Below are 23,638 nucleotides of genomic sequence, written 5' to 3'. Positions count from 1 at the left end.
ATCTCCAATAATTAAAAGTAGCTAATAATTTGTTGAAACTTTATGTGTCTATCTTACTAAATTTATTACTGTTGCTTTAGGTCTAGACATAGATTCAATTGAATATCTTATTCCTTGAGTTCCTATTCCAGAAGCTTTAACTCCTAGGAATGGGAAATGGTCTGGACCTCTCTCTGTTTTATTATTTACTTGTACTGTACCTACCTCTAATCTGTCAGCTACATAAAATGCATCATCAATATTTTCTGTAAATACTGCACTTTGAAGTCCGTATTCTGATTTATTCGCTATCTCAATAGCTTCATCTTTATCTTTTACTCTTATTATTGGAAGAACTGGTCCAAAAGGCTCTTCCCATGCAAGCCTCATATCAGTAGTAACATTATCAAAAAGTGTTGGATATATTAAATTACCTTCTCTATTTCCACCAACAATTAGATCTGCACCTTTATCTTTAGCATCATCTATTAATTCCATAACATAATCGGCCGATTTAGTACTAATTAATGGTACAATATCTACATCTTTCTCTAATGGATTTCCGACCACAAGTTTATTCATTTTCTCTTTAACTTTAGAAATTAATTTATCAGCAACTTTTTCTAAAACTAGAATTCTTTTTACTGCAGTACATCTTTGGCCAGAGTATGAGTAACCACCTGCTACAATATTATTGGCTGCAAGCTCTAAGTCCGCATCTTCTAAAACTATAGCGGCATCTTTTCCACCTAACTCCATTAAAAGTGGTACCATGCTAGTTAGTTTTGAAATTCTAACACCAACGTCTGTACTTCCAGTAAAATTAATAAAGTTTACACCTTTATGAGTAACTGCGTAATCTCCTATTTCGCTGCCTCTACCTGTGATTGTATTTAATACCCCATTTGGTACTCCTGCTTCCTGAAAAACTTTTGCTAAGTATAAACCACATAGGCTACCTTGAGTAGCAGGCTTTAATACTAATGAGTTTCCTACAATTATTGCAGGCGCTATCTTTGATGCTGATAGGTTTATTGGGTAATTAAATGGAGATATTGCAAGAACTACTCCTAATGGCTCTCTATTTACAACTGAGATTTTATTTCTTTTAAATCCAGGGAAAGTATCGCCTGGTATACTTTCACCAGACATATTCTTAGCTGTATCAGCAGTAAATCTTATAAAATCTGCTGTTCTATGGATTTCAGATTTTGAGCTCTTTCTATCTTTACCAATTTCTCTAACCATAATATCAACAAGCTCATCAGTTCTTTCAACTAAAATATCAGCTGCTTTATACAAAATTTCGGCTCTTTCACTTATTGGAACTTTACTCCATTCTCTTTGCCCAGCTTTTGCAATATTTATTACATTATCAACATCTTCCTTTGTCATAGCAGGAACTGTACCAATTAATGAATTATCAAGTGGCGAATAAATTTCAATTACTTTGTTATCTTTACTACCAACCCATTCACCATTTATTAAATTTTTAAAGTTATTATTTTCGCATTTTATACAATTAAACATTCCTTCACCTCTTTAATATAATTTACTAATTAATATTAATTATCATTTAATAATATAATATACTAATTATTATATTATATCCAGATAAATTAATAAAATTTAATAATTAATATATTTTTATTCTTGGAAATACGGCTTATTGTTATAAAGTATGGAATATAAAAAATTACTTCTTATGAATTTTATGAAAAATTTAAGATTAAAATTCATATTAATTAAAACTTTAAGAATATCCAATACCTCTTCGTATAAAGCTTATAAAAATTAGTTATTTTAACCTGTTATCTTTAGTGAAAAATGTTCTATATCCAAGAGTAACAAACAAAACAGTGGATACAGCAGTACTACCTAATATAGCAAGCATTATACCAATTTGATATTTTATTGCAGTGATAGGAAATGTTCCAGAAAGAATCTGTCCTGTCATCATTCCTGGTAGAGATACAATTCCCATAGTTAGCATATTATTCATAGTTGGAAGTATGGCGCTGTCGAAAGCATTATTAACAATTTGTCTAGTGGCATCAAGTGGGCTTGCCCCAAGCATTAACGAATTTTCTATTTCAATTCTTTTATCTTCAAAATCACTACATAGTTTATTTGCGCCTAGTGCAATACCTGTCATGCTGTTACCAACAATCATACCTGAAATAGGAATAAAATATTGAGGATTGAACCATGGGCGAACACTAAGAACAACTATTATAAAGAAAGCTGCAGTCAAAAGAGCTCCAAAGGTCATTGAAATAGCAATTATACTTTTTAATTCCTTTGACATTTGAACTTTAACTCTTTTTATTGAATTATAAATTGCAAAAGAAATCATAATTATAATCATAAAAGAAGTTAACCACCAACTTGGATTATTAAATACGAACATGAGAACATAGCCCATTATAGTAAGTTGTATTGTCATTCTAGTTGAAGCAATCAATATTTGTTTTTCTCTTTTGATACCTCGTGATTTAAAAATAATAAGCATTATTAGTACAAAAACATAAGCAATTGAAAGTTGGAAGACTGATAGATTCATTACTGCATTATTCATAATAAGATTTCACAACCTCTCCATTTTCAATCCTAACTATTGAATTGTTATATTTCTGCGCTATTTGCTCTGAATGAGTGATCATTATAAGTTCCTTATTGTTTTCTAACACAAACTTTGAAAAATTATCTATTATAAATTGTTCAGTATCTTTGTCTAGTGCAGCTGAAGGCTCGTCTAACAAATATGTATCAGCATCCATTAACATTACTCTAGCTAGGCATAGTCGCTGTTTCTCTCCTCCAGAAAGGTTACCACATCCATCAGTGAGTTTTTTATTAAGTTCCACTCTTTCAAGAATTTCTTTCATTCTACTCTTTGATGCAGGAAGTTTTTTTGAAAATTCCAATCCAATTTGGAGATTGTCTTCTATATTACCACTGTAAATAACAGGAGTTTGACCTAGCATAACTACATTTCTACGTAATAATATTGTATCAATTTTAGAAATATCTTTATTATTATAAAGTATAACTCCTTCATCGGGTACGTTTAAACGGTTTAACATACGAAGTAAAGTTGTCTTTCCACTACCAGAAGGCCCTACAACACATGTAATTGGTTTATCTATATTCAGAAATTTGATATCTAATATATTTCTAAATTTTATATTTCTAATTTCAAACATATTAATTCACTTCCTCATTATATAGCGTTTGTAATCATTTCTGCACATATCATTCAAATTGATTGATGACATAAACTTTATTATAGATAAAAAATCGCAGTCGACTGTGGTTAAGTTCCGTATTTTGCTTCGCACTCTTTAAGAATAAAAAAACCTTGTAACAATTATACCAATAATTACAAGGTTTTTCACTAAATCTATGAATTTTTAATAAGCCCAATAGCTACACCTAAAACGTTAAATTGTTGATTCTCTATAATAATTGGCTGATAGTTGTCGTTCTCAGGTATAAGAGCAATTTTCCCATCAATAACTTTATAAGTCTTAAGCGTTGCTTCACCTTCAATATCAACAGCAACAATATCCTTAATACGTGGCATATTCTGCTTACTTATTACTACATAATCTCCATCATAAATATTTTTATTTATCATGGAATCACCTTTAACTTTAAGCATAAAAACATCTTTTGAAGTTCTTATCCAATCCTTTGGTAATGAATAGCTATCCTCAATATATTCATTAATTAAAATTGGATTACCCGCTGCAATCTCATTAAATACAGGAATATTTACTACGTCGTCTACTTTTTTTTCAAAATTGTTATAATCTACATATATTTCATCTACTGATCCTGAATCTTTTATAAATCTATGAGATATATTTCTCTTTAAATCTATGTATTCTATAGACCCTAATGTAAGAGATGAACTTTGTAATAAATTCTTAGTAGTCTCATTTTTTTGAATCAACTTATCATTACTATCTACAAATTCTTCGATCTCTTCAACTTCTATTTCTTTGTAAGATTCATTCAAAGAAATGCATTTTCCCTTCATATCATATCCTAAACTAGAAAAGCGGCGTCCCTTCACAAGCCAAGCATTAGGAATAGCAGTTTCAAAAGTATCCATAATAAATGTTATACTAGAATAAGATTTTTCATTATATATTGATTTAACTAATTCTAATTGAACTTTCGTAAGCTGCTGACTATTATCTATAAATATGTGGGTATAATTAATTATTGGAGCTTTTTTTGCTTCATTTAAAGCCAAAAGTTCCATGTCTTGAGCATCTACTTTATTAAGCTTTCTTAAGTTATTAGTATATTCTTCTAAAACTTCAAAGATAGCTTGTCTTTGTTTAGAGTTTCTTCTAAGAATTTTAGATATCTCAGTGTTCAAATTATTAATTCTACCAACTCTATTAGCGCTTTGATACTCTTCAAGTTTTAAATAATTACATGATTTAATCCATTTAATCTCGTCTTTTATAAATTCAATATGATCTAAATTTAATATATTCGGTTTTTTCTTTTCGTATCTTTTTGACACTATAAGTATTGCATTTTTAAGCTCAGCTTCACGTTCTTCAAAAGATGCCAAAGTAAGATTTTTATTATTATTTTTTACATATTTATTTAAATAATAAGAGACTAAAGAATCTATTGTTCTTATTTCTAATTTATCACTATTATCTTCATCAAAGAAGCTATTTTGATGATATTTTTCACCTTCAATATTTCTATAGACAGAATAAAAATAATCAGAATATTCTTCGTTACAAGCTGCGACAAGTATTTTATCATCCTTAGATATACAATAATTATTAAGTAGTGATGGAATCTTATGTATAAATGCAGTGGTCTTCCCAGACCCTTTAGGACCTTTTATTAATAGATGACCATTTGGCTTATTATTAATTATCTTTTTTTGTTTTTTGTCAAATTCCATATTTCTCCCCTCCCTTTTTTATTGAATTTCACTTTATAAATCGAACATAAATTCTTAATTATTTTGTAATTATACTATACTTAATAGCTGTATGTAAAGTTTAGAGAAATAACGTAAATTTGTTTGTCAATTATCGAAAAAGCTTTAATTAACCGATCAAACATTGTATTAATCTTATAAAATAGTTATAATAAACAAAGTAAAATAAGGCAATTTAAATATGGATATACAAACGAAAAAGGAAGGTGACATAATGGAATCCAATATTATATTTTTTGATATTGATGGAACATTATTTAATGAAAAGACTTATACAGTCCCTAACAGTGCTAAGGTAGCTCTAAAAAAAGCACAAGAAAATGGGCATCTAATCTTCATTAACACAGGGAGAACAATTATAGGAATTGATGATTGTGTCAAAGAACTAAATTTTGATGGTTATGTTTGTGGATGTGGAACTTACATAGAATTTAAAAATAAAGAAATACTACATAGAAATCTTGGAATAGATTTATCAAAAGAAATTGTAGCCAAGCTTCGCAAATATAATATCGATGCTATATTAGAAGGTAAGAATGATATTTATTACGATACCAATATACATTCTAAAGAAGTTCTTAGAATCAAAGAACGTCACATAAGGGAAGGATTTTATAAAGGTAAAACTTTTGATGATACTGAAATTAACTTTGATAAATTTGTAATTTGGACTAATGAAAATAGTGATTTTGAAAGCTTTCATAACGAATTCAAAAGTTTATTTGAATTTATCCATCGTGGTGAAGGCTTTTATGAATTAGTTCCTTTAGGATTCTCTAAAGCATCAGGTATAGAATACTTAATAAATTATTTAGATATTCATCACGAAAACACATATGCTATTGGTGATAGTACAAATGATCTATCTATGCTTAAATATGTGAAAAACAGTATTGCTATGGGAAATAGTACTCCATTATTATTTGACTTAGTATCATTTGTAACAAAGGATATTGAGGATGATGGAATTAAATATGCTTTAAAACACTACAATATTATATAGAAAATTATTTATTTTTAGTTCCTCCTAAAAGAAATGTATAAAATAGCCCGTCGCTAAATATACATAGTAGAAGAAATCTTTTAGGAGGAATTTTATGTCCTTTATAAGAAAATTTGAGACTTTAATGAGAAAATCAAATAAGGATATTGCTAACATAAATTTGGATAAAGGTATTGAAGTGTATAACTATTCTCCTGAATTTAATTTAATATCATCAAAAAAAATATTAGAAGGAAGTTATACTTTTGCCGACCTTTGTTTCGATATAAATGAAGACGATACTATATATGGTTTAGTAAGTATACAAAAAAGTAATCTTATGTATTTATATATAAATAATAAAATTATTCTAAAAAATGTGCTGCTAAATTATAATTCCAATGCCTTTACAATTAAGTTTCCTTATATAAAAAAAATAGATGGTAATATCCACATTCTGTATTACTTGGTTAATAACTCAGGAGCTTATTTCACATTGATTCATTATTGCAATATAAATGGAAAATGGATAAAAAATGAAATAGATACTTCTAATTATACAATATTAAGCAATTTTAATGTGATATTTAAAGATTCTATTCCTATAATATTTTATTTTAAAATAGTTAATAACTATGAAGAACTTTTTGTATCTATTTTTGATTCAAGTACAAATAGTTGGTCTAAACCTTGTCAAGTAACAAATTCTAATAAATCTAAAGTATATTTATCTGTTATTATGGATTCTAAGAATAATTGCCATATCGCATTTTCTGAGAATAATTCGCGTAGATATTACTGCACCTACATAAAAGGATATATAAATGACAATCAATTTATTGCTTATAACTATCAAACTATAAGCAAGACTATTGCATGTACGTTTCCTAATCTAATACAATGCAAAAATATGCTTTATCTTCAATGGATAGAATACTCAAATTTATATACGAGCATTTCGTATGATATGGGGAAAACGTGGTTGAATCCTTTCACAGATAATTTAGCATATAACAATCCTTTTAAATGCTATAATTATAAATCAAATTATCATAATGATATAATAGATAACTCATCAGCTATCTTTGCCTATAATAACTCTCTAGAGATACTAGGACTCAAGAAATAAATTTATATTGGTATATAAGCAAAAAGCACCTAATAATATAAAATTTCATAGTATAATATGAAACCTTTAAAATTTAAGGAGTAGTAAAAGTGGAAAATTCAATTAAAGCTATTTGTAATACTGCAACATACTTGGATAAATATCATTCGAATACAAACTTTTCAAATAACGAGTCATTACTCGTTGGTTCCATAAATAATAGGTCATTAGGCAATAATCACTATATTTCTTTATTAAATTTTCAACTATCTGAATTGTCCCCTGACTCTATAAAGAAAGCATATTTATATTTGTTTATTGAAGATATTAAACCAGATTATAAGAATTCCTTTGGCTTTGGTATTTTAGGTAATTATAGCAATGTAGATATAGCTGCTATTGATTGGTCAAGATTGCCCAAAAAGGATTATACAAAGTTATTAAATCATATAATACATGGATATAATGTGGGATATTATTTAAAAATTAATGTTACTTCATTGATTAGATCTCTAGCAACACATAATGAAAGCTATAATATATTTTTACTTCCTCAAAATCAGGATTCTAATTCAATTATTAAGTTATCTTCATTCGAGTCAAAATATCCTCCATATTTAGATATAATAACATATAATATAGATTCGACAAATAATATTGATTTATCGGAAGAACTTAATATTGAAACTTATATTGAAGAACCTGTTGAAGAGAATATTTACGATGATGAGGAGACTGAGACTAATAATTCTGAAGACATTTCTACCTCAAAGGAATCTTCAAATGTTGAAAGAGATAGTGTAAAGAATCAAGAAGAGGTTACGTTAATTAATCATCTGCTCAATAAAGTTATGGAGATATTAGTAAATCAAGATTTAAAATTGAACTCTTTGAATTCTTCCAATGAATCTTTAAGTGAAGAGATAAGCAGCTTATCAAATAAACTGGCAAATATTGATGATAAGATATCTTCATTAGATGAAAATTCTACTAATTTAAAACAAAACGATATTGAAATATTAAATATAAATATGTCATCATTAAATGAGATCTTAGTAAATCAAGATTTGAAACTAAATTCTCTGAACTCTTACAGTGAATCTTTAGGTCAAGAAATAAACAGCCTATCAAACAAAGTCGCAAATATCGATGATAAAATATCTTTATTAGATGAAAATTCTACTAATTTAAGACAAAATGATATTGAAACATTAAATATAAATATATCATCATTAGATGAGGTCTTAGTAAATCAAGATTTGAAATTGAACTCTTTGAATTCTTACAATGAGTCTTTAAGTGAAGAGATAAGCAGTTTATCGAGCAAATTAGCGAATATTGATGATGAGTTATCTTTATTAGATGAAAAATTTGTTAGTTTAAAACAAAATGACATTGAAACGTTGAATATAAATATGTCATCATTAAGTAATGAGATATTAGAATTAAAAGCTCTATTACCTAATTTAAGTGTAAATCTTGAGAGTCTAAGAGAAGCAATTAATGACTTTACTAAGGCAGAGAAACTTGATTTTTCTAACTTGAACTCTGTCAGCTCTCAGTTATTAGAATTGTCGTCAAATTTGAATTCACTAACAAAATTGATTGGTTCCATATCAGTTGAACCCATAAACTAAACTACAATAAAAATTAATTCAAAATATCTTTATAAATAAAGTTCTTGTTCATGTAATAGTGTAATTATTTGAGCAAGAACTTTAATAATATGCTCTATTATTATTGAAATTTAGCATATATTATTATCAAATACTACTTTCATTTTACCTAGAATCAAAATTCCAACGCGCATCAATACATATTCTTCACAATTTACATCATAAAAACTTATATATTTTTTTTCTTTGCAATATTTACAATTGATATCTCTTATATATGCTCTATCATATAAAGTAACCTTTGGATCAGGGCTATCTTTACATATATCTCTGTTACCACAATTTATTAAAATTCTTGTTGTAGCAATGGAATATACCCTAATAAAGTCTTTAATAAATGATTGATTATTTGGCATTGGGTATTTGTCTATATAGCATCTCGTCTTATATAAATGATTATATCTATTATAGATTTTTATGCAAAATGAAACTTTATATTTTATTATCACTTCAATATATCTTTTATCACATCTATTTATAGTTCTTATTCTCTCAATTTTAGAACTTTTAATGCTAACCGAGTTTTTCTTCAAAACTATTTTTCTTACATCAGAAGGAGCATAAATTTTGCTATTTGGAACGATGATTCTTCCGTCAGGTGTACCACCAATGAAGCGGAATTCATATGGCTCATCAGAGTATATGCAGCAATTCTTATCATAGCAGCATATATTCCTAAAACTATTATTTTTACGGCCTTTTTTATATTTCAACAGATCACCCCATAAATTCACTTATTATTGGATTAATAATATCTTTATTTATTGGATCACTTAAATAATATGTCCATTCATTTGTAAACCACTCTTCAGAAGAAGTTAGAGTATTTTTTGAGTGGACGTGCCATGCATAATTCAAGCCATCCAAATATTCTTTATTAGGCATACTCCAAGCGGTTCCCATTTGGATATCTAGCTTGTCTGTAATTACACTTGGTACAGTTCCATTTATATAATCTTCAGTTTTATGAATTAAGGTATAGCATGATGTCACTTTTGCACTACATATAAATAACTTATCATTAAACGAATCATATAGATACCCCCATTGGTTCAATAGTGCAGTTGTTTCAGGTTTAGGAATATAATCATATAGCTTCTGAACGTATGATTTGTGATACATATCATCTGAATCAATTCTTACAAAATATACATATTCACTTCCTATGATCTTTTCTTTTATAAATATGTCTGCCATGTTCTTGCTGATAAAAACAATATTTTTTGGCATTGGACCATATTTACTTATTTCGGAAAATACAAGTTCTTCACTTTCTTCACTATATAAAACACAAGCCGTGAAGTCTTGATTTGTTTGATTTATAAGGCTTCTATAGGTGTAATTCATAAATATATTAATTCTATTTTTTATCCAAATCTCATCTTCTCTTTCTTTATCTACAGTGTCAAAATATCCGCGTATATCATTTTTTTCTTCATACTCAACTTCTTCGTAGCTCGCAATATTTAATGGTATTAGAATTACAATACTCTTATTCTTCATTAAAGTTCATCTCCTATTTTCGTTTCCTACTTTACATTTGATTTTGTTTATTGCATTTTTTCCACTTAATAAACTCTGATCACTCCACAAATAATCCCATTGCCCAAATCTACCAGCACAATAAATTTGATTTTTCTCATAGAAATCTATTATATAATCCCTATTTTTTATTGTATCTCTATAAAAGATCACATTTGTATGATCTAAACTTCTAATATCAGAAAGTATTACGCTGTTTTTTGAAGCAATTTTGGCTTTCTCAATGAAATCATAGATATTATTAATTATTTTTTCATTTGAGCATTTTAATGGTTTGGTTTCACAATTGTATATTTCAAATTGAATTGTGCTATATCCTGGTTTAATATTATTTACTGATTTTTTGCCTGGCAGATATGCTCTTGCTGGAAGTATATCTTCATCATAAATATAAAACCAAATGTCATCAAAATTTATTTCTCCTTCAATAACTAATGAAACTAAAATTGCTGAAGTTGATCGTAAATTTTGAGCTCTACTTTTTATTTCTTCACTAATGTCTTTTGTAATAGAAGTTAGTTCAGTAAGAGGTATAGTGCTAACTAAAAATTCATAGTTAACTTTATCTCCATTACTAAATTCAACTGTTTTATTTTTCAAATCTAAAGAAATAGCCTCTGCATTAAATACAATATTACAGTTATTAACCATTGGTTTTAAAAACTCTTTATATCCCCCGGTCATGGGATATCTCATTTCTTTTGCATAATACGTATTTGGTGTATCTTCAGTAAGCGCACCATAGATAACCTCTGCAAGACTTGGGGTGTATACCCTATTTTTAATCCATGATATATCCATGTTCTCAGCGTTCTCACACCAATACTTTCTAGTATATTTTAAGAAAAAATTTTCTGTTATATATTCTCCATATTTGCTATATAGCCAGCTTTTATAATTCATATTTTCAGTACTCACCTTATTTTTATCACAAAAACTTACTATTGCTTTAACCTTTTCTTCAATAGGAAGGCTAAAGAGATTATTTTGTATCGGATGTTTAAACCACCTATAATTACTAATATTTTTAGGGTGTGGTTCAAAAGATCTATGCGGAACCTTATCAAAAATATACCTAACTTCGCTATCTCTAGTAAAAGATAAATGAATGCCCTTATCAAAAATAAAATCATCAAGCTGGAAGTTACCGCATATGCCTCCATAGGAACTATCTTTTTCATAAATAATAGTTTGATCACTTTCATCATAGTAACTTGCTGCAATTCCTGTTATACCAGCTCCTAATATTACTATACTTTTATCCATTTTAAATCTTTAATCCTGTGGCTATATTCTTAAAGAAGTCTTCTATAGTACTAATCATATAGTTCATCATTTCAGTGGTAATTCCAGGATAAACACCAATAAAAAATGTTGATGAAAGGACTTGAGTTGAATTGCTTAATTCTCCTATGATTTTATGATTAATGTTTTTATATGCTGGTTGATTTAATATATTTCCTGCAAAAAGCATTCTTGTTTCAATACCTCTTGATTCTAGAAACCGAACAAAATCTCGTCTTGTAAAGCCAACATTATCTCGCACTGTTATTGGAAATGAAAACCAAGCTGGATCAGCTTTTTTGTATGATTTAGGAAGAATAACTTTATCTTCATATTTTTTTAAGCAATTATATAGTTTCTTGAAATTTTCTTTTCGCTTTTGAATAAAAACTGGTAATTTTTCTAACTGTTTTATTCCCATTGCACATTGAATATCTAGTGGCTTTAAATTATATCCAATATTAGTATAAATATATTTATGATCATAACCTTCAGGCATGTTTCCAAATTTGAAATCAAATCTATGATTGCAGGCCCCATTCGGATTTTTTTCATCTTGTTGACAATAACATGCCCTTCCCCAGTCTCTAATTGAAAGGGCTATTCTACTAAGCTCTGGATTATTTGTGCATATTGCTCCACCTTCACCCATAGTAATATGGTGAGCAGCATAGAAGCTATAAGTTGAAAAATCTCCAAAAGTGCCACAAAATCTACCATCATAGGTTGATCCTAATGCATCACAAGTATCTTCTATAATATATAATTTATTCTTTTCTGCAATTTCCATTATTGCATCCATATCAGCAGGATTTCCTAATGTATGAGCGAATATAATTGCTCTTGTCTTATCAGTTATTGCTTGCTCAATTAATTTTGGATCTATATTATACGTTCCCTGTTCCACATCAACAAAGATAGGTTTAAGATTGTTTTGTATTATGGGATTTAATGTTGTTGGAAATGTAACTGCAGTAGTAATTACTTCGTCCCCGTCATTTAAGGGATTAATGAGTTGTCTAGAACACAAACTTGATACAGCAATTAAATTTGCAGACGAACCAGAATTAGTTACTAAGCAATTTTTTATTCCTAGAAAGTTTTTAAATGCATCGGTGAATTCTATACTCTTTCTACCTAATGTCAGCCAAAAATCAAGAGCAGAATCTACAACTGCTATCATTTCATTTTCATCAAATACTCTTCCTGAATAATGAATTTTAGTTTTTCCTTCAATAAATTTTTCGGATTCTTTTCTTACCTTATATATATCTTTAACTTTATCTAGAATTTCTTTACGTATTGAATTTTCATCCTGTATAAAAATTTCGCTCATTATTTTATCTATCCCTCACATTCCAATCATATTTAATGAAAGATTTCCATGGGTCCATTCTTAACATCTCATCATCCTTATGATTTACTGTTATTAAATCTGCTACTATAGCATACTCATTGCCAACAGTTCTAAATCCATTCCATACTCCAGCTGGAATCTGAACTAAACAGTAATTTTCTGTTCCCATATATATTTCCATAAGTTCATTGGTAGTATTTGAATTTTCTCTAGAATCGTACAATACAAGTTTTATCATTCCTTTAATTACTGCATAGTTAAGAATCGCTTTTTTATGCAGATGCCAGCCTTTAACAACGTTTGGGTATATTGTAGAAAAATATATTTCACCAAACCCTTTAAATTCCTCATCAGTACTCTCTTGCATTTTTAAAATAGTTCCTCTATCGTCAGGTATCTTATTTAATTTTTTTATAACTACTCCATCTATCAAATTGTGACGCTCCTAAAACAAACTTTATTATAATATATGTAATATATGCCTTATATGTTAAACTATATACAGCTTTCTACATATAATGCTATAAAATGATTTGATTAGGAGATGCATCAAATGAATAAAGTGAGATGTCTAGTTGTTTCTGATTTCACCGCTATTGGTGGTATTATTATAAAGGCTGGCACTATATGTGAAGTATTAAATGATGGTGAAGAATTTATATGGATAAATCCTTATATAAAAGAAGCAGATGAAGAAATTCCTATTCCGATTTTAAAATCTCATGTTAGATTTCTATAACAATTAATAAGGTGGTAATTTACCACCTTGGAAGTTTTTTTATGGATTACTTACCTATATATTCAGGTATTATTTTATTTACAACTTCTATATCATCAGTAGCATCATCCACCTGAGTAAACCAATTATTAAAGCTTGTAATAGTATTTTTACCATGAACATGCCATAAATAATTTCTCTTTTCTATAAATTCATGTGGAACTCTAATAGCTATATACTGTTCATTATCAATATCTGTAAAATCTTGGTTGTATATTTTACCATTTAAATAGTCTTGTGTTTTATAAATAAAGGTATAAAATGTTACAACCTTGCAATAACATTTACCTATTGATTTATTTACCGAATCATAAATATATCCACTTCTATTAATCAAAGAAACAGTTTCAGGCTTTGGATTATAGTCATATAATTGTTGTATAAATGTTTTATGGTAAGCATCATCTGAATCTAGCCTTACAAAATAAACATATTCATAGTCTTTTAAATATTCTTTTATTTCCTCGCGATACTTAGATTTCATTACAAAATGAACATTACTTGGAAGAGGATCGTACTTATTTAATGCTGACTTTATCAACTCATCAGTAGCGTCTTCATAACAAAGAAAGAAGTTAAAATCTTGATTGGTTTGTAATTTTAAACTTCTTAGTGTGAATTCTTGGAATACTTTAATTCTATAATTTATCCATTCTTTAGTGTAGCGATCTCGTCCATTTTGTATATAGGGTTTAACATTAAACATACTTGTTATTATTACAGTTTTATTTTTCATTTTACACTTCACTCTCTATAAATTGTTCAAATGTTTTCTTTATCTCATCCTCAATGTTGCAATTAGGTTTATATCCAATTGATTTTATTTTAGATATATCGAATATATAGTCATCTTTTTCAATTATTTGATCAAGTTTTTTTGTATGAGATATTTCGATTTGTTTTCCTTTTAAAAGTTTTTCGCCAACACTTTTTACAATTTCTGCAACTTCATTTATAGAATAATTTGAATCGCCTCCTATATTAAAGACATCATATTTTTGTTTTTGCTCTTCTAATATAATATCAATTGCACTGCACAAATCTTTAATAGATAAGAAGTTTCTTTTTTGGTTTCCTGATGAATTTATTATGATTTTATTAGTTTTAAAGGCCTGTACTATGAAGTTATTTGGCACAATACTCCATCTTTCAATTTCACTGAAAAGTGGTCTAGTACAAAGGTTTGCGAGTCTTATAGAGGTTCCTAAGATATTAGAGTTATTTGAATAACGTTTTGTGAGAAGTTCTCCAAAGTAATGAGTTATTCCATATAAAGTCGATGCTTCAATGCTGCTTTTTTCATTTATTGTTCCAACAATGTTGGAACTTCCATATACATGAAATGTTGAAACGTAGATAAATCTTCCTATTCCTAATTTGGTACATATATCAAGCATATTTTCAGTACCATACGTGTTTATTAAAATAGACTCCTTAGGTGAATTTTTACACTTAACCTCATTGGCTGCTGCACAGTGTATAACACAATCATACTTATTTCCTAATAGTTTTAAGAATAATTTTTCATCAGTTATATCCGCAATTACCACATTAAATTTCTTAGTCCATTCCTCCATATATTTTGGAATTTTTCTTCCAATAATCGTTACTTTATTTCCTTTTAAAGAGAGATATTCTGCACAATAACTTCCTAAATATCCAAATCCACCTGTAATTAAAATATTCATATTATTACCCTACCTCTACTCAAAACTTTTGTTTTCTATGGTTTCTATTTGTTTCATGCATAGCTCATAAACATCACTATTTTTATAGCCTTTATACCATTCAACAGTCATTTTAAGTGCTTCGTCTATACCAAGGATAGGATTCCACTTGATATACCTCTTAGCTTTAGTGCAATCAATACTTAATAACTCTGCTTCATGTGGACCATTATTTTGAGAAATTATAAAATCACCATTACCCCAAAGCTTTATTGTTCTAGAAACAATATCTTTAACTGTTAAAATATCATTTGAATTTGATCCAAAGTTCCAAGCTCCAATAAATTCAGACTCATGTGAAATCAAATGATTACCTAACATCAGGTATCCTCTTAGCGGCTCTAAAACGTGCTGCCAAGGCCTTATTGCAACTGGGTTTCTTATTACTATGGGAACCTTATTTTGCAATGATCTTATTATATCCGGAATAATTCTATCCTTGCTCCAATCTCCTCCTCCAATTACATTTCCAGCCCTTACAGTTGCAATAAATTTTCCATGATTTTTGCATTCATTAGGATTGAAAAAGCAATTTATATATGATCCAGTAACAAGCTCTGCACAAGCTTTACTACAACTATATGGATCATATCCCCCGAGTCTATCAGTTTCTTTATATCCCCATATCTGATTTATATTTTCATAGCATTTATCTGAGGTTATGATAATCCCAGCTTGGACACTTTTGCTTTTTCGTATACATTCAAGTATATTTATAGTCCCCTTTATATTAATATCAAAAGTTTCCACTGGCATTTCATAAGATAATCTCACTAATGGTTGTGCAGCGAGATGAAATACAACTTCAGGCTCATACTTATCAAATATCTTTTCCATTTCATCTAAATTTCGTATATCATTACGTAGGTCAACTATTTTATTACTTAATTTAGCTAATACAAAATTATCATATTTTGTATATGGGTCTTTAGACACTCCAATTACACTAGCTCCAGCTTTTAGCAACCACAAACATAGCCACGATCCCTTAAATCCAGTATGTCCTGTTACAAGTACTTTTTTACCTTTGTATTTATCAAGATTTAATCTTTTGTCTTCTACTCCCATATCTTCCACTTACCTTCTCCCGTATTATATAGATTATTTATATCTTCTACATCTTTAGCTGTATCTACAGCTTTCCAAAAACCGTAATGATTAAATACCGACACTTGTCTATCTTTAACGAGACTTCTTAAAGGTTCTTGCTCAAACATGCAGTCTTCATTAGGAATGTAGTCTAGAGCCTTTTTATTAATAACCATATATCCACCGTTAATTATTGTATCTTTGATTGGTTTTTCTTCAAAATTTTCTACTATTCCATTATTAGTTTTTAATTCGCCGAAAGTTGATACTGGATTAATTCCTGTTAAAGTTACATACGTACCTTTATTTTTATGATACTCAAGTAAATCGTTTATATTAACATCGCTTAATCCGTCGCCATATGTCATAAAAAATTCTTCGCCTTCAATATAATCACTAACCCTCTTTAGTCTTGTTGCTGTTTTCGCTTCTAATCCGGTATCAACAAGGGTTATAGACCATTTTTCTTTTTCTCCATCTAAATATTTTATTTTATAATCATCATCACACATTGTTATTGTGAAATTTCTATTAAGAATAAGCATATTAGCAAAATACTGTTTAATTAATTCTCCTTTATATCCAAGACATAAAATAAAATGATCATAACCGTAATGGTAATAAGTCTTCATTATATGCCATATAATAGGTCTATCGCCTACTGTTACAAGAGGCTTAGGAATTCTTTCGCTGTACTCTCTCATCCTCATTCCTTTTCCACCACATAATATTACAACATCCATATCTTTAGCACCTCATTTTCTACTCGTAGTATTTTATAATATGATTCAATTACTTCTTATGTTACTTTATAAACGTGAATTTACTACGTTGTATCACATACTATCTTGAAAAAATAAAAAAGCATCATAATAATGCTTTTTTAGATTAAATATAAATTTAGGCAATTCTTAACAAGAAATTGGAGTATATTATTTGTACATATTTTTATAATATTTTTGGTAATCACCAGAGGTTACATTTTTCATCCATTCTTTGTTATCTAAATACCATTTAATTGTTTGTTTTATTCCAATTTCAAAAGTAGTTTCTGGGTACCAAACTAATTCCTTTTTTATTTTGTCTGGTGCTATGCCATACCTTCTATCATGTCCTTTTCTATCCTCAACATATTTTATTAAGCTTTCACTAACATTTTTGTCTACATTTTCGTTAATATAAGAAATAACTGTTTTTACAATCTGTATATTAGTTCTTTCATTATGACCACCAATATTATATATCTCTCCTATCCTGCCATTATTAATTACCATATCAATAGCTTTCACATGATCTTCTACAAAAAGCCAGTCTCTTATATTCATTCCATCCCCATAGACCGGAAGTCTCTTATGATTTAAACAATTATTTATTAATAAAGGAATTAACTTTTCTGGAAATTGAAAAGGTCCATAATTATTTGAGCACCTTGTTATATTTATTGGCATTTTATACGTATCATAATAAGCTTTAACTATTAAATCTGCCCCTGCCTTGCTTGAAGAATATGGACTATGAGGATCTAAAGGGGTAGTCTCTTTAAAAAAGCCTTTAGATCCTAATGATCCATAAACTTCATCTGTTGATACTTGAAGAAATTTAACGCCTTCTTCAAATCCTTGTTCATTTTCCCAAGCATTTTTTGCGCAATTTAGGATATTAACAGTACCAAGTATATTTGTTTTCGCAAATACTTCAGGTTCTTTTATACTTCTATCAACATGAGATTCTGCCGCAAAATGGACAACATAATTTATATGATATTTCTTAAAAAGTGTTTCAACTAATTCTTTATCACAAATATCTCCTTGAACAAATTCATATCTTTTATCATTTTCTATAGATTTAAGATTTTCTAAATTCCCTGCATAAGTTAACTTATCTAAATTTATTATATTAATATCTTCGTATTTATTTAGCATATATAAAATAAAATTTGACCCTATAAATCCAGCTCCACCTGTAACTAAATAAGTTTTCATGACTACAACTCCTTCATTTCACTTGCCTAATTTACTTATAAACGCTTCTATTGCATCTTTCCAATCTCTCATTTCATCGCCAACAGTATTTCTTAACATCATATTATCGAGAGACGAATATTTAGGTCTTTTTGCCTGAGTCTTATACTCTTCAGAAGTACAAGGTATTACCTCACATTCTTCTCCAGATAAGTTAACAATTTTTTTAGCAAATTCATACCATGTACACTCACCATTATTGGTACAATGATATATTCCGTAACCATCTGTTTCTATTAGCTTCAAGATATGATATGCTAAATCATTAGCATAAGTGGGATTTCCCATTTGATCATTCACAACATTAATATGGCTTTTTTCTTTAGAAAGTTTCATTATGGTATAAACAAAATTACTTCCGACATAACCATAAAGCCACGCTGTTCTTACAATAAAATGCTTTGAACATAGTAGCTGCACATACTGCTCTCCTAGAAATTTAGTTTTACCATATACACTAGATGGTGAAGCTAAATCATATTCTTTTAATGGCTTATGAGTATTTTCGTTAAACACATAATCGGTAGAAACTTGTACTAGTTTAGCGCCTATTGAGTCACAAGCTATAGCAAGATTTCTTGGTCCTATTGAGTTAACTCTAAACGCAAAATCTTCATCAATTTCGCATCTATCAACATTGGTGGCTGCAGCGCAATTTATTACTACTTCTGGCTTTAAATAACTTAATACCTCTTTAACTTTGACTAAATTCGTTATATCCAGCTCATCTACGTCAAAGCCAATAACCTCAGCTAACTTTATATTTTCTGATATTTCGCCTATATCAGCTCTTCCGACTTTTATTATTTCCGTAATCTCTCTGCCTAATTGTCCTTTTGCTCCAGTTATTAATATTTTCATTGTCAAATACGCACCTCTTTTAACTAGATGTTATAATCTGGATATTCCCTTAGATCTATCTCGTTTATACCTATATTAAGTTTGTCTTTTTCTGATAAAATTACATTATTAACTTTGTCTAAAGGCCATTCAATATTTATATTAGGATCATTCCATTTGATACCTTCTTCGTACTCAGGTGCATAAAAATCTGTACACTTATAATTAAATATAGCTTCATCAGAAAGTACTAAAAATCCATGTGCAAAACCTTCTGGAATATAAAATAACTTTTTATTTTCTTCGCTTAAAATGATTCCTTCCCATTTACCATGTGTTTTTGAACCATTTCTTAAATCAACAGCTACATCAAAAACCTCACCTTTACTTACTCTAATAAGTTTTCCTTGACTATGCCTTTTCTGAAAATGAAGTCCTCTTAACACTCCTTTAGTGGATCTTGATTCATTATCCTGGACAAAATTCATATTAAGCCCTGCTTCTTCAAAATGTTTTCTGTTATAAGTTTCCATAAAATAGCCTCTATTGTCTCCAAAAATCTTTGGTTCTATTACATAAACATCACTTATCTTGGTTTCAATAAAATTGAAATTTCCCATAATTCACCTCTTATTTACTAACATTTAGTATTTGATTCAACACTATTCACTACATCGATTAGATATCTTCCATATCCAGTCTTTTTTAGAGTCTCAGCAATTTCTAGTACCTTTTCTGCTGTTATCCAACCCTTACAATAGGCTATTTCCTCAAGACATGCTATATATATGCCTTGAGTGCTTTGAATTGTTTCAACGAAATTAGATGCTTGAAGCATTGCTGAATGAGTACCTGTATCAAGCCAAGCCATCCCTCTACCTAACAATTGAACTTTTAATGAATCCTCTTCTAAATAAGCTTTATTTAAATCTGTTATTTCTAACTCTCCTCTTGCTGATGGTTTTAACTTTTTTGCTTTTTCAACTACTGTATTATCATAAAAATATAGACCTGGAACAACATATTTTGATTTTGGATTTTCTGGTTTTTCTTCTAATGAGATAACCTTTCCATTACTATCAAACTCAACAACTCCAAAAGCTTTTGGATTTTGAATGTAATATCCAAACACATATGCTCCGTTTTCTAAGCTTGCAGCTTTTTTTAAAATATCTGAAAAGCCTTGGCCATAAAAAATATTATCACCAAGCACCATTGCTACATTATCATCTTTAATAAATTTTTCTCCAATAATAAATGCTTCTGCAAGTCCATTAGGATTTTTTTGAACTGCATACTGAATATTTAATCCTAGATCTTTTCCATCCTTAAATAATTCTTTAAAACTAACTATATCTCTAGGTGTTGAGATAATTAAAATATCTCTTATTCCTGAAAGCATTAAAACTGACATTGGATAATAAATCATTGGTTTATCATATATTGGTATCATTTGTTTTGACATTGCTTTTGTTACTGGATACAGGCGTGTTCCACTACCACCTGCCAAAATAATTCCTCTCATTTTAATCCCCCATAATATCTTAGTTATTACATTAGCTAAGATAATTTTGTTTATTAATTATGTTATGAAAAACTTAAGCATATAGTTACTTTCTAATTTCATAAAATTAGAAAACAGCATTCCCTTATCTTTTAGAAAATGCTGTTTAACAAGTTGCTTTTACTATTCTTTCATAAATAATATTTTTAAACATGAATTTTTAAATAATATAGCTATATTACCATTTGTTTAAAATATCTATTACATAATTTATTTCTTCATTAGTCATCCCATACCATATTGGTATGCTTAGTACTGTCTTAGAGATAGATTCTGCCAATGGAAAGTCTCCTTCTTTATATCCTAACTCCTTGTACGCTTTCTGAAGGTGTATAGGTATTGGATAGTGAATTACAGTACTAATGCCATGAGAATTTAAATAAGCTACTAATTCATCTCTAAATTCTGTTCGCAGTGCAAATACATGCCATATAGAGTCAGTTTCTAAGTCTATATTAGGAAGAATTAATTTATTGTTAGTAATTTTCTCTAAATATACTTTGGCCACCTTTTGCCTATAAGAATTCCATTTATCAAGAGATTTTAGTTTTATGCTTAAATATCCTGCTTGAATTTCATCTAGTCTTGAATTAACGCCCTTGTATTCATTATAATATTTTATTTTAGATCCGTAGTTTCTAATAGCTCGAACTTTTTCTGCTAACTCCTTATCATTAGTTAGAATCGCTCCGCCATCACCTAGTGCTCCTAAATTTTTTCCTGGATAAAAACTAAATCCTGCAGCATCCCCAAGATTCCCAGCTTTTTGTCCGTTATATATTGCACCGTGAGCTTGAGCTGAATCCTCTATTAGTTTTAAATTATATTTTTTACATAATGGTTTTATTTTATCAATTTCTGCTGGTCTACCATATAAATGAACAGCAATTATTGCTTTAGTTTTTTTAGTAATAGCTGCTTCAATTTTAGTTACATCTATATTAAAAGTATTGATATCAGGTTCTACAAGAATAACTTTAGCCCCAACATATGAAACTGCTAATGCAGTAGCAATATAAGTATTTGCTGGAACTATTACTTCATCACCTTCACCAATATCATATCCTCTCAAAATAATTGAAAGTGCATCTAAGCCATTTCCACAGCTTATGCAATAATTAGCACCACAATATTTAGAAAACTCTTTTTCAAAGGCTTCCACATATGGTCCTAAAATAAACCAGTTATTGTCATATATTTTCTCAAAAACATCTAAAATCTCATCTTTTATTTCATTGTGCATTGGTTTAAAATTTAAAAATGGTACTTCCATAAAACCCCTTCTTAATATCTATTAAAAGCTTCTTTCATATAAAAATCTATATTTCGTATATAGTCGTCTTCATTATAATAATCTGATGCTAGAACTAAAAGAACTGCACCTTCACTAAAATCATACATTTCTCTCCAAATATATGGACCTATATATAGCCCAACTGCCGAGTTATCTAATGTGAATTCAGCTTCTTCTTTTGGAGATTTAACTTTTATTTTTACAGAACCATTAAGGCATATTAATACTTGATGAAGTTTCCTATGCGCGTGAAAACCTCTTGATATATCTTGAGGAACTTTTGTAATATAATATATTCGTTTTATATCAAACGGAATATCAACAAGTCCCTCAATCGGTGTTAAGTTCCCATATTTACTACCTATATTAAGAAATTTAAATAGAGAACAATTATACATTTCATCACCTCAGAGTTGTTATTTTAATTCTTTATAATAGGTACGATTAATAGCACCTACAGTCCCAAACCCCTCTTTAAATTGAGCTAAAGAAGCATTGAGAAATTTTCCTTTATCTTCAGTACTTATTCCAAAAGAAAAAAATTTGAATTTGTTTAGATAAGCTTGACTAATTAGATTATAATTTAGAAAATTCATAGGATAATAACTAGAATAAAGAGAATCAGAAGCAAGATATTGAGTATGGAAAACATTATTACTAAAGTTAAATACCATGCTGCCTGCTATTAAATTGTTTTTATAATATACTCCATAAAATTTAACAATATCTTTAAACCTTGTATTTTTAAAATCTAGCAATTCTTCTAGTGAATGTACAGGTTTTGTATTATGCTTTTCAAGTGATTTTAATAATAAACTATAAAAATCATCTACTTCATCATCGGCTTCTAGTGTTCTAAATTCTAAATTGTATTTCAAACTGTACTTCAAATCTCTTCTTTTAGATGCAGAAAAGTTATTTGCTATAACAGGTGAATAGTTATCAAAATCAATATATAAACTTAACTCAGTATAATTTTCATAATTATATTTAAAATAAAAGTAATCTAATAAATTCGTATTTCCGCTGCAAAATATTTCGGAGGTACTTTTAAGAACTATTTCATCAAAACTATTTTGGATTAAATAATTATCTAAAGCTTTAAAAAGATTATCAATATGATTAATGTTATTAAAGTTTTTATTAATTACAACTCCTCCAAAAGTACTTCCTTTATGAGAATAAAATACTTTTTTTTGATCTTCAACTATTTCACATGCAGGGATTAATGCAATTATACTCGTCCCCTTTTTAATTATTAAAGAATGATCTTTAAATCTATCTTTATGATAGTTTAAAAAATTTCTGCTTTGAAGAAAAGTTCCATTCACACTATTATTCTCTATAAATTTATCCCATTCTTGTTCATTATCATTATTGAATTTTTCTACTGATAAATTCATGTGAGTGACTCAC

The 23,638-nt window shown here is 28.6% G+C and carries 24 protein-coding genes; 4 read left to right on the top strand and 20 right to left on the bottom strand.

The annotated features are described in order from the left end of the window. Nucleotides 1–48: 48 nt before the first annotated feature. The 4 genes from ACJDTP_RS10750 to lexA all read right to left on the bottom strand — a co-directional run bounded on the left by ACJDTP_RS10750 (nt 49) and on the right by lexA (nt 4,921). Nucleotides 49–1,509, bottom strand: coding sequence for an NADP-dependent glyceraldehyde-3-phosphate dehydrogenase (locus ACJDTP_RS10750; RefSeq protein ID WP_078115516.1), 1,461 nt, complete (start codon nt 1,507–1,509; stop codon nt 49–51). Nucleotides 1,510–1,777: 268 nt separating this feature from the next. Further along, nucleotides 1,778–2,557, bottom strand: a complete 780-nt coding sequence (locus ACJDTP_RS10745) for an ABC transporter permease (RefSeq protein WP_012058784.1) — start codon at nt 2,555–2,557, stop codon at nt 1,778–1,780. Further along, nucleotides 2,550–3,185 carry an ABC transporter ATP-binding protein gene (locus ACJDTP_RS10740; protein ID WP_017211592.1) on the bottom strand — a complete coding sequence of 212 codons (636 nt, stop codon included), beginning with the start codon at nt 3,183–3,185 and terminating at the stop codon, nt 2,550–2,552. Before ACJDTP_RS10740 ends, ACJDTP_RS10745 begins: the two co-directional genes overlap by 8 nt. A gap of 197 nt (nt 3,186–3,382) precedes the next feature. Beyond that, a complete protein-coding gene (lexA, locus tag ACJDTP_RS10735) occupies nt 3,383–4,921 on the bottom strand; it encodes a transcriptional repressor LexA (protein WP_406761171.1) in 1,539 nt (512 codons plus the stop codon). Nucleotides 4,922–5,174: 253 nt separating this feature from the next. Here lexA and ACJDTP_RS10730 point away from each other — a divergent pair, with 253 nt between their 5' ends. The 3 genes from ACJDTP_RS10730 to ACJDTP_RS10720 all read left to right on the top strand — a co-directional run bounded on the left by ACJDTP_RS10730 (nt 5,175) and on the right by ACJDTP_RS10720 (nt 8,687). Further along, nucleotides 5,175–5,963 carry a Cof-type HAD-IIB family hydrolase gene (locus tag ACJDTP_RS10730; RefSeq protein WP_017211590.1) on the top strand — a complete coding sequence of 263 codons (789 nt, stop codon included), beginning with the start codon at nt 5,175–5,177 and terminating at the stop codon, nt 5,961–5,963. A gap of 94 nt (nt 5,964–6,057) precedes the next feature. Next, a complete protein-coding gene (locus ACJDTP_RS10725; RefSeq protein ID WP_406761170.1) occupies nt 6,058–7,071 on the top strand; it encodes a hypothetical protein in 1,014 nt (337 codons plus the stop codon). Nucleotides 7,072–7,160: 89 nt separating this feature from the next. Then, entirely contained in the window at nt 7,161–8,687 is a 1,527-nt protein-coding gene (locus ACJDTP_RS10720; protein ID WP_406761169.1) for a DNRLRE domain-containing protein, read from the top strand. A 110-nt stretch (nt 8,688–8,797) separates the two neighbouring features. Here the strand turns inward: ACJDTP_RS10720 and ACJDTP_RS10715 are convergent, their stop codons facing one another. From ACJDTP_RS10715 to ACJDTP_RS10695, 5 genes are read right to left on the bottom strand one after another with little or no spacing between them, the layout of a single operon-like run. Next, nucleotides 8,798–9,439, bottom strand: coding sequence for a hypothetical protein (locus tag ACJDTP_RS10715; RefSeq protein ID WP_406761168.1), 642 nt, complete (start codon nt 9,437–9,439; stop codon nt 8,798–8,800). Between the two features lie 4 nt (nt 9,440–9,443). Next, nucleotides 9,444–10,229, bottom strand: coding sequence for a glycosyltransferase (locus ACJDTP_RS10710; RefSeq protein WP_406761167.1), 786 nt, complete (start codon nt 10,227–10,229; stop codon nt 9,444–9,446). 6 nt (nt 10,230–10,235) lie between these two features. Next, nucleotides 10,236–11,534, bottom strand: a complete 1,299-nt coding sequence (locus tag ACJDTP_RS10705) for a protoporphyrinogen/coproporphyrinogen oxidase (protein WP_406761166.1) — start codon at nt 11,532–11,534, stop codon at nt 10,236–10,238. 1 nt (nt 11,535) lies between these two features. Then, nucleotides 11,536–12,888 carry a lipopolysaccharide biosynthesis protein RfbH gene (gene rfbH / locus ACJDTP_RS10700; protein WP_406761165.1) on the bottom strand — a complete coding sequence of 451 codons (1,353 nt, stop codon included), beginning with the start codon at nt 12,886–12,888 and terminating at the stop codon, nt 11,536–11,538. Between the two features lie 4 nt (nt 12,889–12,892). Continuing rightward, nucleotides 12,893–13,342, bottom strand: coding sequence for a dTDP-4-dehydrorhamnose 3,5-epimerase family protein (locus tag ACJDTP_RS10695; protein ID WP_406761164.1), 450 nt, complete (start codon nt 13,340–13,342; stop codon nt 12,893–12,895). A gap of 120 nt (nt 13,343–13,462) precedes the next feature. Here ACJDTP_RS10695 and ACJDTP_RS10690 point away from each other — a divergent pair, with 120 nt between their 5' ends. Further along, nucleotides 13,463–13,648 (top strand): hypothetical protein, encoded by a 186-nt coding sequence (locus ACJDTP_RS10690; protein ID WP_264647050.1) that lies wholly within the window; start codon nt 13,463–13,465, stop codon nt 13,646–13,648. Nucleotides 13,649–13,694: 46 nt separating this feature from the next. On the opposite strand, the gene ACJDTP_RS10685 is transcribed toward ACJDTP_RS10690, so the two are convergent. From ACJDTP_RS10685 to ACJDTP_RS10635, 11 genes are all read right to left on the bottom strand, one after another. Then, the gene (locus ACJDTP_RS10685; RefSeq protein WP_406761163.1) at nt 13,695–14,423 is read right to left on the bottom strand and encodes a glycosyltransferase; all 729 of its coding nucleotides are present in this window, start codon (nt 14,421–14,423) and stop codon (nt 13,695–13,697) included. A gap of 1 nt (nt 14,424) precedes the next feature. Beyond that, on the bottom strand, nt 14,425–15,375 hold the full coding sequence (locus ACJDTP_RS10680) for an NAD-dependent epimerase/dehydratase family protein (protein ID WP_406761162.1): 951 nt from the start codon (nt 15,373–15,375) through the stop codon (nt 14,425–14,427). Nucleotides 15,376–15,390: 15 nt separating this feature from the next. Continuing rightward, a complete protein-coding gene (gene rfbG / locus ACJDTP_RS10675; RefSeq protein ID WP_406761234.1) occupies nt 15,391–16,482 on the bottom strand; it encodes a CDP-glucose 4,6-dehydratase in 1,092 nt (363 codons plus the stop codon). Next, nucleotides 16,473–17,246 (bottom strand): sugar phosphate nucleotidyltransferase, encoded by a 774-nt coding sequence (locus tag ACJDTP_RS10670; protein ID WP_026887156.1) that lies wholly within the window; start codon nt 17,244–17,246, stop codon nt 16,473–16,475. The genes rfbG and ACJDTP_RS10670 overlap by 10 nt, the downstream gene beginning before the upstream one ends. A 189-nt stretch (nt 17,247–17,435) precedes the next feature. Continuing rightward, the gene (gene rfbB / locus ACJDTP_RS10665) at nt 17,436–18,485 is read right to left on the bottom strand and encodes a dTDP-glucose 4,6-dehydratase (protein WP_406761161.1); all 1,050 of its coding nucleotides are present in this window, start codon (nt 18,483–18,485) and stop codon (nt 17,436–17,438) included. An 18-nt stretch (nt 18,486–18,503) separates the two neighbouring features. Further along, complete coding sequence (gene rfbD / locus ACJDTP_RS10660) at nt 18,504–19,385, bottom strand: dTDP-4-dehydrorhamnose reductase (protein ID WP_406761160.1); 882 nt, start codon at nt 19,383–19,385, stop codon at nt 18,504–18,506. A gap of 23 nt (nt 19,386–19,408) precedes the next feature. Continuing rightward, nucleotides 19,409–19,984: a dTDP-4-dehydrorhamnose 3,5-epimerase gene (gene rfbC, locus ACJDTP_RS10655; RefSeq protein WP_406761159.1), complete on the bottom strand. Its 576-nt coding sequence runs from the start codon at nt 19,982–19,984 to the stop codon at nt 19,409–19,411. A 17-nt stretch (nt 19,985–20,001) separates the two neighbouring features. Next, the gene (rfbA, locus tag ACJDTP_RS10650; RefSeq protein ID WP_077837627.1) at nt 20,002–20,889 is read right to left on the bottom strand and encodes a glucose-1-phosphate thymidylyltransferase RfbA; all 888 of its coding nucleotides are present in this window, start codon (nt 20,887–20,889) and stop codon (nt 20,002–20,004) included. Nucleotides 20,890–21,106: 217 nt separating this feature from the next. Continuing rightward, entirely contained in the window at nt 21,107–22,201 is a 1,095-nt protein-coding gene (locus tag ACJDTP_RS10645; protein WP_406761158.1) for a DegT/DnrJ/EryC1/StrS family aminotransferase, read from the bottom strand. 11 nt (nt 22,202–22,212) lie between these two features. Then, nucleotides 22,213–22,620, bottom strand: coding sequence for a sugar 3,4-ketoisomerase (locus tag ACJDTP_RS10640; protein ID WP_077837629.1), 408 nt, complete (start codon nt 22,618–22,620; stop codon nt 22,213–22,215). Nucleotides 22,621–22,638: 18 nt separating this feature from the next. Further along, nucleotides 22,639–23,625 (bottom strand): GNAT family N-acetyltransferase, encoded by a 987-nt coding sequence (locus ACJDTP_RS10635; RefSeq protein WP_406761157.1) that lies wholly within the window; start codon nt 23,623–23,625, stop codon nt 22,639–22,641. Between the last annotated feature and the right edge of the window lie 13 nt (nt 23,626–23,638).

Origin of the sequence: Candidatus Clostridium helianthi (assembly GCF_045310795.1) — a bacterium.
Lineage (GTDB): Bacteria > Bacillota > Clostridia > Clostridiales > Clostridiaceae > Clostridium > Clostridium helianthi.
Note: the sequence above shows the minus strand (reverse complement) of the source record. Positions and strands in the feature narration are given on the sequence as shown.